At 43.3% G+C, this 13,062-nt stretch carries 8 protein-coding genes; all 8 read left to right on the top strand.

Annotated elements, in window-relative coordinates; translation table 11 throughout:
• The first annotated feature begins 18 nt into the window (after positions 1 to 18).
• The 8 genes from pdeM (at position 19) to ACZ41C_RS09025 (ending at position 13,023) form a co-directional block, all read left to right on the top strand.
• On the top strand, positions 19 to 672 hold the full coding sequence (pdeM, locus tag ACZ41C_RS09060; protein WP_464560854.1) for a ligase-associated DNA damage response endonuclease PdeM: 654 nt from the start codon (positions 19 to 21) through the stop codon (positions 670 to 672).
• An 84-nt stretch (positions 673 to 756) separates the two neighbouring features.
• Entirely contained in the window at positions 757 to 1,548 is a 792-nt protein-coding gene (locus ACZ41C_RS09055) for a tryptophan-rich sensory protein (RefSeq protein WP_464560852.1), read from the top strand.
• 209 nt (positions 1,549 to 1,757) lie between these two features.
• A complete protein-coding gene (locus ACZ41C_RS09050) occupies positions 1,758 to 5,762 on the top strand; it encodes a hybrid sensor histidine kinase/response regulator transcription factor (RefSeq protein WP_464560850.1) in 4,005 nt (1,334 codons plus the stop codon).
• Between the two features lie 153 nt (positions 5,763 to 5,915).
• Positions 5,916 to 6,113, top strand: coding sequence for a hypothetical protein (locus ACZ41C_RS09045; RefSeq protein WP_464560848.1), 198 nt, complete (start codon positions 5,916 to 5,918; stop codon positions 6,111 to 6,113).
• Positions 6,114 to 6,313: 200 nt separating this feature from the next.
• Positions 6,314 to 9,721 carry a transcription-repair coupling factor gene (gene mfd / locus ACZ41C_RS09040; RefSeq protein WP_464560846.1) on the top strand — a complete coding sequence of 1,136 codons (3,408 nt, stop codon included), beginning with the start codon at positions 6,314 to 6,316 and terminating at the stop codon, positions 9,719 to 9,721.
• A gap of 106 nt (positions 9,722 to 9,827) precedes the next feature.
• Entirely contained in the window at positions 9,828 to 10,160 is a 333-nt protein-coding gene (locus ACZ41C_RS09035; RefSeq protein WP_154917408.1) for a TerB family tellurite resistance protein, read from the top strand.
• Positions 10,161 to 10,371: 211 nt separating this feature from the next.
• Positions 10,372 to 11,679 carry a serine hydrolase domain-containing protein gene (locus tag ACZ41C_RS09030; RefSeq protein ID WP_464560843.1) on the top strand — a complete coding sequence of 436 codons (1,308 nt, stop codon included), beginning with the start codon at positions 10,372 to 10,374 and terminating at the stop codon, positions 11,677 to 11,679.
• A 12-nt stretch (positions 11,680 to 11,691) separates the two neighbouring features.
• A complete protein-coding gene (locus tag ACZ41C_RS09025) occupies positions 11,692 to 13,023 on the top strand; it encodes a thioredoxin-like domain-containing protein (protein ID WP_464560841.1) in 1,332 nt (443 codons plus the stop codon).
• Positions 13,024 to 13,062 lie beyond the last annotated feature (39 nt).

Genomic DNA, 13,062 nt, shown 5'->3' with positions numbered 1-13,062 from the left:
ATTTGTATTTTTACCCGCATGACCCATCCCATTCAAATTAAAGAGGAATCCTTCCAGTTACATTATTCCGGTGCCTTGTTCTGGGAAAACCAGTCGCTGCTGATGATGAGCGATGTACATCTAGGGAAGATCTCCCATTTTAGGAAGTATGGTGCCGCCGTTCCGCAACACGCCCTTTTAAAAAACTTTGAGACCATGGACGCGGCCATTGCCCAATTTGACCCAAAACACGTGGTATTTATGGGAGATCTCTTTCATTCTTCACTCAACAAGGAATGGGAATTATTTGAAGAATGGGTGGGGCAAAAAATAATTAAGCTCACTTTGGTAGAGGGGAATCATGATATTATATCGCCCGTAAAATACGAAGCCTTGGGCATCACGGTCACACCTGAGTTTTCATTGGGCAACTTTTTTATGACCCACCATCCGGAGGAGCGGGAAGGCCAGTTCAATTTTTCAGGGCATCTACACCCTGCCGTCCGTCTTACCGGACTTGGTAGGCAATCCGTGCGTTTGCGCTGTTTTTACAAATCATCTGTACAGATGATATTACCTGCCATGGGGGAGTTTACAGGATCCCATACCATGGCGGTTACAAAGGAGTGCGAAGTCTTCGCCATTTTGGGGGATACGGTACTGCCTGTCCAGGTACATGGCCGTAAGTCATAAAATTATTGCAACTCGGCCCAAAATTCCTTCGTTACCGCACATGGACATCCTTTGTTTCCCGTAAGTTTATATAAACAAAAAATCATGAACAAGATCTATGCAGTGCTCAACCTCTTATCGGTCCTACTGGTCATTGGGGTGAACTATATCTCCCAGGCCGTGCGACTGAACGATACCACCATTGGAGAGGTAAGCAACACTTATGACAATCTATTCACTCCCGCCAGCTATGCTTTTTCTATTTGGGGACTGATTTTTTTGGGACTCCTAGCATTTGCCATTTTTCAAATCCATCGGGCCTTTTTTACAAGAAACTCAACGGAATTTATAAGTCAAATTGGCTATTGGTTCTGTTTGGCCAATATCTTGAACAGTGCTTGGGTTATTGCCTTTGTTTACGATTATACGGGACTTTCCGTTATGATCATGCTAGGTATTCTTTTTTCATTGATCAGAATTGTCCTAAACACGAAAATGGAGCGGTGGGATGCCCCCAAGGAGCTCATCGCCTTTGTTTGGTGGCCTATTTGTCTGTACAGCGGCTGGATCGCCGTGGCGACCATTGCAAATATATCGGCCTTTCTTACCAAACTTGGATGGACGGGTGCTCCTTTATCGGAAAGCACCTGGACCATAATACTTGTGGCCGTCGCCACAGCCCTCAATTTATTGATCATAAAAAGACGATTTATGCGTGAATTCGCTGCCGTAGGTGTCTGGGCCTTGATCGCTATTGCAGTGAGGCATTGGAACAATTACCAAGTCATTGCACTCAGCGCCTTGATAGGTGCCCTACTTATTCTTAGCTATATCCTGTGGCAGGGTTTCAACAATAGAAAAAGCAATCCTTTTTATAAAAGTCCCCTAAAACTTTGATTAAAGTATTTCCTTTTTAAAATCAATTACTCCCATTTACCTAAATTTATATTCCACTCTTAATCCCAAAGGGCCGTCTTCCATTTGTATTCCCTAAACCAACCGATTATCCATAAATCCTTTCTAGAAATACAATTTCGTTTTTAAAAGAGGCTATTTTTTACAATATTAAATCGGTTTAATTTTAAGGTGGGCAAAACAGGAAACCAGTGAACAGATTTGTTGTTTGTTTTATTTTTCTAATCGGCATTCAAATAGGTACTTCTCAGGACCTGTTTTTTCAGCATTATGGTCTCGATGAAGGCCTGTCCCAACAGACCATTCGGTGCATTACCAAAACCCGTGATGGTTTTTTATGGCTGGGTACACAGGATGGCCTAAACAGGTTCGATGGTAAAAATTTTAAAGTATACCAACATAACGAAAACGATGCGCGCTCCCTATCGGGAAATTTTATCAATAGGCTGCTAGAAAGTGAAGACGGAACCCTGTGGGTCGCCACTGGGGGCAAAGGGGTCTGTTATTACCATCCGGAAACGGACACGTTTAAAAAGACCCCACTGGAAGATGGGAACTACAACACATTGGCCTTGGATACCGATGGAAACGTTTACACTAATTCCCCCCAGACCGGTCTTACGGTGCTTAAAAAGGACCGTGATTTCGCCCCGGAACATTTTTCGGCCCTTGATAAGATTATCACTTCCATCGCGATAAAAGGGAAAACCATTTTACTGGGCACCAAATCCGGTAACATACTAAAAGGCACTACGGACAATCACAATGAATGGACCATTGGCAATACTACCTTTCCTGGCAGTATCGAGGAAATTGTCCCCTATCAAAATGAATGGCTCTTAGGTACTTCGCGCGGACTTTATCTGTACAACGAGGCATTGGATACCACCACCTTTCTGAACATTGCCGAGCACGATGCTACCTCCAACGAGGTCTTTTTTATTGAATCCATTTTTAACACCCAAAATCAACTTTATTTGGGAACGGACAACGGTTTTTTCATGCTTGAAGGTTTGGATAAAACCACGGGTAGGTTTGCTTCGGGCAATGTGTATAAGGGCGATCTGGAGGACACAAACACGATTACCAGCAACAGGGTGTACGATGTATTGGTGCATGATGAACTTATTTATATCGGCACCAATAATCTGGACATCGCTTCCCAAGGTCTAAATGTCTTTAGGACAGTCAACCCCGATACCAGGCCAGCACTTACGAACAACTACGTCTTTTCCATTTTCAAGGATACAGATTTTTTATTTATCGGCACACGAAAAGGAATCAATTGTATTGACCAAAATGGCGTGGTATACGTAATTTCAAAGGAGAGCACTCAACAGCAATTGGCGTACGACGTCATTAGGGGTATGGCAAAAGATGACCACAATAATCTTTGGGTGGCTACCACCAAAGGTGTTTCGGTAATTTCCCTGAACAATTTCAATCCTCAAAAACCCAACATCACATCCTTTTATTTTGACGAAAACGATCAAAGCTCCCTGAGCAACGATAACACCCGGAGTATTTACAAAGACCGTCTTGGGACCATGTGGGTCTGTACTTACGGGGGCGGCCTAAACCGGTTTACGGGCGACCTAAGCCGTAATGAAATCACTTTTGAGAGGTACGGGATGTTGGATGGCGCAACTTCCATCAGTTCCGATTTTGTGTACAACATCGTTCAGGACCAAAAAAATCGGTATTGGATAAGCTCTGAAAATGGTCTTAACCTATTGACTTTCAAAGAAGGTGACTATCAAAACCCCGTTTTTAAAACATATGTTGCCAATGGCAAGGAAGGGGAATTGAAAAACAACAGCGTACTGAACACCTTTTTGGATGCCGAAGGGACACTTTGGGTAGCCACACAAAGCGGTATCGATACATACGATGAACTAACAGATTCCTTTATCCATTTTGGCAAAGCCGAGGGCTTGGGCAATGACTATGTTTACAACATCTTGGAGGATGAGGATGGCATGTTATGGATGAGTACCAACAACGGATTGTTTCGGTTTGATAAAAAACAAAGTAAGTTTACCCACTTTACGGTCAAGGACGGGCTGCAAAGTTCTGAATTCAACCTAGGTGCCCATTTCAACGATACGAAAGAAAATGTACTCTATTTTGGGGGCATCAATGGCTTTAATTCCTTTTCCCCGCGCGATGTTCACCTGCTGGATTGGCAGGGCGACCTTTCCCTCACCTCCCTTAAAATAAAGGATAAAGAGGTGAACCCAATTACGCATCCTAGCGTTTTGGACCTTGGCTTTAGCATAGCAAAAAGGATTACGTTGGACCACGACTCCTTTCCCTGCTATATCCAGTTCACGGATTTTGACTATCGCCCCAATAAAAATACCCAATACCATTATTCCTTTGATGAGGAGGAATGGAACGCCCTTGGCTATAGCAACGAACTTCAACTGCTCCAATTGCCCAAGGGAAAGCATACCTTAAAAATACAAGGTAGTTCTAGGGACGGTTTTTGGCAAAAGGACCCTTTGGAACTGGAAATAGTCGTAATACCACCTTGGTACAACAGTAATCCTGCCTATTTGGCTTATGCGCTGCTACTGCTTGGCTCAGGCTATTTGATGTATCGTTTTCGGTTGCGCCAAAAAATGGCGTACCAGGAGGCAAAACGCCTTAAGGAACTGGACGATGTCAAATCCCGACTCATCACGAACATCACCCACGAATTTAGAACGCCGCTAACCGTAATCCTTGGGTACCTGAACACTTTGAACAGTGAATTGGGGGAGCGGGCAAAAATGAAAATTCCCCTCAATGCCATTGAACAGAACAGTAAAAACCTCTTAAAGTTGGTGAACGAAATGCTGGATCTGGCCAAATTGGAAACCGGCAACCTAAAATTGGACAGGACACCCATAAATCTGGCAACATTTACCCATTATATAGTCCAAAGTTTTGAAAGCCTCGCCCAAAAAAATAATATCCAAATAAAGTATTTTAAAGCCGAAGATTCCATTGTCAGCACGGTGGATACGGAAAAAATGCGTCAAATTTTATTCAATTTGATAAGTAACGCACTCAAGTTTTCGGAACAGGTAAGCACGATCAAAGTGTTGGTGGCCAAAGAGGAAGGTTGGGCGACCATAACGATCCAAGACCAAGGCATGGGCATTCCAAAAGAGGAACTACCGCATATATTCAATAGGTTCTATCGCTCTACCAATACCTCTGCCACAACATCGGGAACAGGTATTGGACTTTCTTTGACCAAAGAGTTGATACACCTCATGGAGGGTACTATTGAAGTGTATTCCATAGAAAACATTGGCACCACTTTTAAAGTTAAGCTACCCCTTTCAAACCTATCCCCAACAGAAGAGGATTATAGTTCGGAAGAAATCCACAATTCGGATTCCGGACAAATGGCACAAGATGCCCAGAGGGAAAAAGAAATCGGCAAAGTAAAAAATGTGCATACGGTTTTGGTTGTTGAGGACAATGCCGATATATCGGCCTACATAGCCTCCAGGTTGGATTCCCAATACCACCTATTGTTTGCCTATAACGGGCAAGAGGGGCTGGAAATGGCAAAAAGGGAAATACCGGATATCATACTTACCGATGTAATGATGCCCTTACTGGACGGGTATGAAATGACCAAAATGCTTCAGGAAGATGCAGTTACCGATCATATTCCCATCATCATGCTCACCGCCAAGTCCATGGACGAGGACGTACTAGATGGTTTAAAAAGCGGTGCCGATGCCTATCTGGCCAAACCTTTCAACGAAGCGGAACTAAAACTTCGAATTTCAAACCTGATTGAAAAAAGAAATCGGTTACAATCCAAATACCAAAATTCCATCCTTCATACACCGAAAAAATCCAGTGCCAAATCCGAAAAGAACCTACGATTTTTAAACAAGGCCGTTGAACTGATCCATAAAAATCTAGACAATGCCGATTATGACAGCGAGCAGTTGGCCAAGGATATGGCCATGAGCGACTCACAACTCTACAGAAAACTAAAGGCCATCACGGGCAGGAGCACAGCTATTTTCATACGCAATGTACGTTTGGAAAAGGCGAAAGAACTGCTCCAAAATTCAGATAAAACGGTTGCCGAGGTTGCTTTTGAAACAGGATTCAACGACCCCAACTGGTTCAGTAAAGCATTCAGGGAAGAATTTGGGCAAAGTCCCACACAATTTCGCAACTAACTAAATATAAGCTATTTATGGTATTTTTTGCAAAAATACTACCCATGATATTTTAGGGATCGCACAAATAATCGTTCCATTTGCCAAAATAGCCAAGAAGGAATGCACGGCCGTTACTGACATTTGTCCTGAACCAAATAAATAAAAGAAAAAATGAAAACTTCAAGTGTTTTGATCGTGCTACTTCTTATGAATTCGGGTTTCTTGGCAGGGATGTTGGGAACGCAACTTCTAGGCTTTCTTAATCCTTATATGGTGGGGGGAGCGGAACTTCTTCTGGGGGTAGCCTATTATGCGCATACGGTCGTTAGGGATGTACGTAATTGCTTTGACGTGGATTTCAAATTATAGTTGTCACAAAGCATAGAAATCACCATAAAGGAGCTTTTTTGTCCGGTTTGTAAGGATTTTTTGAAGCCTAAAATCCGATTATTGCAATATTCAATAGAAATGATCTGCGTCCCTTGGTTTCCTTGAAAGGGTTAAAAATCTCACTGGAAAAAATTGCTTGGTAAGCCATCCGGGGTTACTTTTGCCGCAAATTTCTTGGATTGACCAAATCATCCATAGCAACGCTTTATCAACAGTCTCCCAAACTAGGGAAACTGCGGGATGCTATTTCCCAAGTTCAAGATTCGGATGCCCTTGAAAACCCAAGTATTGAACTAAAAGGATTGGCAGGTTCTGCACTATCCTTTGTCCTTGCTGATACGTTCAACAAACAGGAAAGACCGTTTTTGGCCATTTTCAACGACAAGGAGGAGGCCGCCTATTATCTCAACGACCTGGAAAGGATCCTTGGTGAAGAACATGTGCTTTTTTATCCGGGAAGTTATAGAAGGCCCTATCAAATTGAGGAAACGGACAATGCCAATGTACTCCTTAGGGCCGAGGTCTTAAACCGCATCAACTCCCGAAAAAAACCGGCCTTTATCGTTAGCTACCCCGATGCACTTTTTGAAAAAGTACTCACCCGGAAGGAACTGGACAAGAACACCCTAAAGATGAAAGTGGGCGATTCGTTGTCTCTCGATTTTTTGAACGAGGTGCTGTTCGAATATCAATTTAAACGCGTGGACTTTGTGACCGAACCTGGGGAGTTTTCCGTACGTGGGGGTATCGTGGACGTGTATTCCTTCTCCAATGACGAACCGTACCGCATTGAATTCTTCGGCGATGAGGTCGATAGCATTAGGACCTTCGATGTAGCCACACAGCTATCCATTGACAAGATAAAGACCATAACCATCGTCTCCAATATGGCCAACAAGTTCCTTACGGAACAGCGACAATCCTTCTTGACCTATATTGCGGCGAATACACTGGTATACAGCAAGAATACCGATTTACTTTTTGGTTGCCTCAACGACCTTTTCGAGAAAGCCAAGGAAGCCTTTTCAAAACTCTCGGAGGAGATAAAACACGCCAACCCGGCGGAACTCTTTTTGAGCGGCGCGGCGTTTAAGGAGCAATTGCAGAACTTCACCGTATTAACTACAGATGGCGCCCAAAAGAATCAAAACCAATTTGAGTTCCATACAAAGCCCCAACCCTCTTTCAACAAGAAGTTCGATCTATTGATCGAAAACCTCAACGATTATAGGGACAAAGGCTATACCAACTATATTTTTTGTGCCAGCGAACAGCAATCCAAAAGGTTTCAGGACATCTTTGAGGAAATAAACCAAAAGGTACATTACCAGACCCTGGTTTTTCCCTTATATCAAGGATTTGTGGACGACGATCTAAAACTGGTGTGCTATACGGACCATCAAATCTTTGAGCGCTACCACAAGTTCCATATCAAGAACGGATATTCCAAAAAACAGTCCATCACCTTAAAGGAACTCAACAAATTGGAAATTGGGGATTATGTGACCCATATTGACCATGGTATCGGGAAATTTGGGGGACTGCAAAAAATAGATGTGGAGGGCAAAAAACAGGAGGCCATCAAACTCATGTATGGCGAGCGTGATATCCTTTACGTGAGCATCCATTCCCTTCATAAAATATCCAAATTCAACGGCAAGGACGGGGCCGTTCCCAAAATATACAAATTGGGTTCCGGGGCCTGGAAAAAAATCAAGGACAAGACCAAAAACAGGGTCAAGAAAATCGCGTTCGACCTCATCAAGGTATACGCCAAAAGACGCTTGGAAAAAGGATTCCAGTACGCGCCGGACAGTTATTTGCAGAACGAATTGGAGGCTTCCTTTATTTATGAGGACACTCCGGATCAAAGCACGGCCACGGAGGATGTAAAAAAGGACATGGAGAGCGAACGCCCCATGGACCGATTGATCTGTGGCGATGTAGGTTTTGGAAAAACAGAAGTGGCCATACGGGCCGCTTTCAAGGCCGTTGACAATGGTAAACAGGTGGCCGTCTTGGTACCTACCACTATTTTGGCCTTCCAACACCACCGTACGTTTTCAGAACGGTTAAAGGATATGCCGGTTTCGGTCGATTATCTAAACCGATTTAGAACGGCCAAGGAAAAGAAAGAGACCCTGGTAAATTTGGCTTCCGGCAAGGTGGACATTATCATTGGCACCCATCAATTGGTGAACAAGAACGTAAAATTCAAGGACCTGGGACTGTTGATCGTGGACGAGGAACAGAAATTTGGCGTATCGGTAAAGGACAAGTTAAAATCCATCAAGGAAAATGTGGATGTGCTCACCTTAACGGCCACACCTATTCCTAGGACCTTGCAATTCAGTTTGATGGCCGCCAGGGATCTATCGGTCATCAATACGGCCCCACCCAACCGATATCCCATTGAAAGTCAGGTAATCCGCTTTAACGAAGAGACCGTTAGGGATGCCATTAGCTATGAAATAGAGCGTGGAGGTCAGGTATTCTTTATCCATAACAGAATCGAAAACATCAAGGAGGTAGCGGGCATGATCCAACGATTGGTTCCGGATGCCAAGGTAGGGATAGGCCATGGCCAAATGGACGGTAAAAAATTGGAAACCCTCATGTTGGGCTTTATGAACGGGGAGTTTGACGTACTGGTTTCCACGACCATTGTGGAGAGCGGCCTGGACGTTACCAACGCCAATACCATCTTTATCAACAATGCGAACAATTTTGGACTGAGCGACCTTCACCAAATGCGCGGTCGTGTGGGCCGAGGTAACAAAAAGGCCTTTTGTTATTTCATTACCCCGCCATACGAGGTATTGACCACGGATGCCCGTAAGCGTATCGAGGCACTGGAACAATTTACAGATCTAGGCAGTGGCTTTAACATCGCCATGAAGGATTTGGAAATACGGGGTGCCGGCGATTTATTGGGGGGCGAACAGAGCGGATTCATTAACGAAATCGGCTTTGAAACCTACCAAAAAATACTCGCGGAAGCCATTGAGGAATTGAAGGAGAACGAATTCAAGGAGCTGTATGATGAAGTGGACGGTCCCCACGAAAAAGTGTATGTAAAGGAGACGCAGATAGATTCTGATTTTGAACTCTTGTTCCCCGATGACTACATCAATAACATTACGGAACGGCTGACACTGTATACCGATTTGAACCAGGTAGATGACGAGGAAGGACTCCAGAACTTTGAAAAACAATTGATAGACCGTTTTGGGGAACTGCCCCTCCAGGCCGAAGACCTATTGAATTCCGTACGGATCAAATGGATCGCCAATGGCATCGGACTTGAAAAAATAGTAATGAAACAGGGGAAGATGATAGGCTATTTTATAAGCGACCAGCAATCCGACTTCTATCAAAGCGAGAATTTTACCCGGATATTACAATACGTACAATCCAACCACCAAAAATGTAGGATAAAGGAAAAGCAGACCCGTAACGGGCTCCGTTTGCTCCTGACTTTTGACGGAATTACCAGCGTGGATAAGGCATTACAGGCGATGTTACCCTTTGAAAGAAGGGCTAGAATTGAAAATATCTCAAAATTGGAAGGGCAAAAAGGTGGTTAATCCAAAAAATAGCAATTTTAACAGAATTAACTCCCAGATACGGCCTGATTCAGATACCTTAGCAAAACCGCTAAAACTCTAAATAACCACGTGAAGTTCTTTACATATGACTTTTGATATCTCTGAAAAACTGGCCATCGTAAAGGTTATTGATGCACTTATCCATGCCGATGGTGTTGTGCATGACGGTGAAATAAACGCCTTTGGGAAACTGATGGAGGTTTTGGATTTTGACGCCAACTTTTTGATTCAGGCACGTTTTCTGGAAACCGAACAGAGCATCTCCATGGTTCGTAATTTTTCCCATGAAAAAAGGGAAATGTTGGAGAATCTTATGGAGGAGGTGGCAAAATCAGATGGTTTTGTCCATCAAAAGGAAATTGAAATGATGGAAAGTGTACTATCCTCCATCAAAATGCACATTCATTCCAATGTGTAAATGGTACTGTTAATAGCTTAGGATAGCAATATAATCAGATTTCGGTCCTAAAAAACGACACCCAGCCCTATTCCATTATACTTTCATACCTCCCTTCAATTTGGATACTGGGCAAATCTGAGCCATAAATTCTCAGGTAATCGTTTCCATTTCAATTATCTTTAGCTGCTTCCTTATGGAGTTCATTTACAAAAAATCAAAAAAGTAAGTTATGGATACTTTCTTAGGACAACTTCAAAAACCCTTCGCAAGTTGCTTTTGCCTTGCATTCCTAGTATTGGTTTCGTGCAAAAAGGAAATTAATAAATCGGATAATGAGCCCGTGGAAATTTCCGTTGTTACGGATGCCACCAAAAAAAGAATAGATTCCACCTTGAAATCCTTCGTTGATTCTGGAAATATCGCAGGTATATCGGCCTTGATTTTTGAGAATGGGCAAGAAGTGTATTTCAATGCCTTTGGTTATGCCGATAAAGAAGCCCAAAAACCTATGGACCGGAACACCATCGTCCAAATTTACTCGATGACCAAACCCATTACGGGAACGGCCCTCATGACACTATATGAAGAAGAAAAATTCGATTTGGACGACCCCATATCAAAATATGCTCCGGAATTTTCCAATATGGAAGTCTATACAGGAATGGATCCAAAGGGAAATATCACCACGGAACCCTTGGATCGGCCGGTAACCATAAGGGACGTAACCCGGCACACTGCTGGGTTTCCCAACAGACCGGATATTCTTGGCTTGAGCGAATTATTGGAGCAAAAAAACATTTACGATCGTGAGACTACGCTAAGTGATTTAGCGGAAAAATTAGGCGACATCCCACTTTGGTTCCAACCGGGCACCCAATGGGAGTATGGGCCAAGTGTAGATGTACAGGCCCTTTTGGTGGAACGGATTTCTGGGGTCCCCTATGTAGAATATGTACGGAACAATGTGCTGGACCCGCTTGGAATGCAAGAAACACGCTATTTTATTCCTGAAGGGGACCGGGATCGATTTGCAAGACTCTATATACGAACCGGGGAGGGGGAATTGGTCAAGGATTCCGTCACCTACAGCAATTACACGGAACACTGGCCTATGACCCGAGGTGGTTCCGGTTTAACCTCTACGTTGGACGATTATATGAAATTCGCCCAGATGTTGGTAAATGATGGTAGTCTTGATTCCGTTCAAATATTAAAACCGGAAACGGTAAAACTCATGGCCACTAACCAGTTGGCCGATAGCATAACCGAGCGTTCTTGGTTACCTTCCAAGGGTCAGGTAGGATTTGGAATCGATTTTGCCGTTCGGGTAGCCTCACCTGCAGATGCAGATGAAAATCATGGCGTAGTAGGCGAGTTTTATTGGGATGGTGCTGCAAGCACCCTTTTTTGGGTAGACCCCGTAAATAAGCTCACGGCCGTCATGTTCGTACAACTGTTCCCTTATGACCAAATAGGATTGCACAAAAAATTCAGGGATGCCGTTTATGGCCCCTACAAGGCAGATAATGCCAACTAAAAATCAGAATTTATGAAGATCGCAAAGATTTTGTTATTGCTTTTTTTATCCTTTAAAGTCCAATCACAACATACGGTTTCGGGTAATTTCTCCCCGGCCGATGCTTTTCGCTATATCATGGTATATCACCTGTCCAGCGACGGTATTCAATACGTTACGGATACGGGTGTAAAGGACGGCCAGTTTTCCTTTACCTTGCCCAATTCCGTTTCCCCGGGCACCTACAGATTGGTGTATGGCGTTCCCCAAGATGAGTACTTTATCGATATCGTTTACAACTGCGAAGAGGATATCGTCTTCAATTTTAACTTGGACGAGGGCATTACGATCGTGAGTTCTAAGGAAAACATGATCTACTATGATTACTTCACCGAAATCGAAAATGCCAAGGATGAACTCATGGCCTTTTACAGCGAAGATAAATCGGATAAAAAGGAGTATATGGACTTGGTGAACAACCTAAAACAGGTGCAAAATTCCTTCGAGACCCAATCACAAGGTTTGATCGCCGATACTTTCGTAAAAGCGAATAGGCACTATCTACCAAAAGAGTATATGTCTTTGGAAAACTATCTTATCGAGAAAAAGAAACACTACTTTGATGCCATTGATTTTAAAAACGCGACGCTACAGGCCTCAGAATTTTTTTCCGATAAGATCATAAACTATATGTTCTGGGCCATTCACCCCGGAACTCCAGAAAAGGATATGGTGAAGGAAATCAATAAAAACGTGGATTTTTTAGCCTCAAAATTGGAGGTGGTTCCAAAAGTTTTGCAATCATCGATTTGGGCCAAGGCTTGGAACAAGGCAAATGAAAGTGAGGTCTACACCGTTTCGGACTATATTTTCAATACCTATTTGAAAAAACTTGCTACAGATACCAATAATGCAAACTTAATTACGAACATCGAAACCCAAACCCGACTCCGTAAAGGGGCCGTTTCGCCCGATATTACTTGGGAGGAAAATGGAGTAAACAAATCATTGTCAGGTTTGACCGGTGCTTCCAACTACCTCCTGATTTTTTGGAGCAGTACATGCTCCCATTGTTTAAATGAATTGCCCGGTCTTCACGAACACCTAAAAACCGTCAAGGATTTGAAGGTGCTCGCCGTTGGTTTGGAGGACGGTAAGGAAAATTGGGAACAGACCATTCCCAAGTTGCCCGATTTCCACCACGCCATAGCCCTTGAGAAGTGGGAAAGCCCCTATGTAAAGACTTTTGCGATTCAACAGACACCCACCTACTTTATCCTGGACAAGGACAAACGATTCTTGGACAGACCTGAAAGTGCTGAGGCGGTTGTTGACTATTTAAAGAGAAGTAATAAAAAAAACTGATCACAGGTTTGTCAACCTAAAACTAGCTGATTTTTAGGG

Source organism: Maribacter sp. C-4077 (genome assembly GCF_055378385.1).
This window is presented reverse-complemented; position numbering and strand designations above follow the sequence as displayed.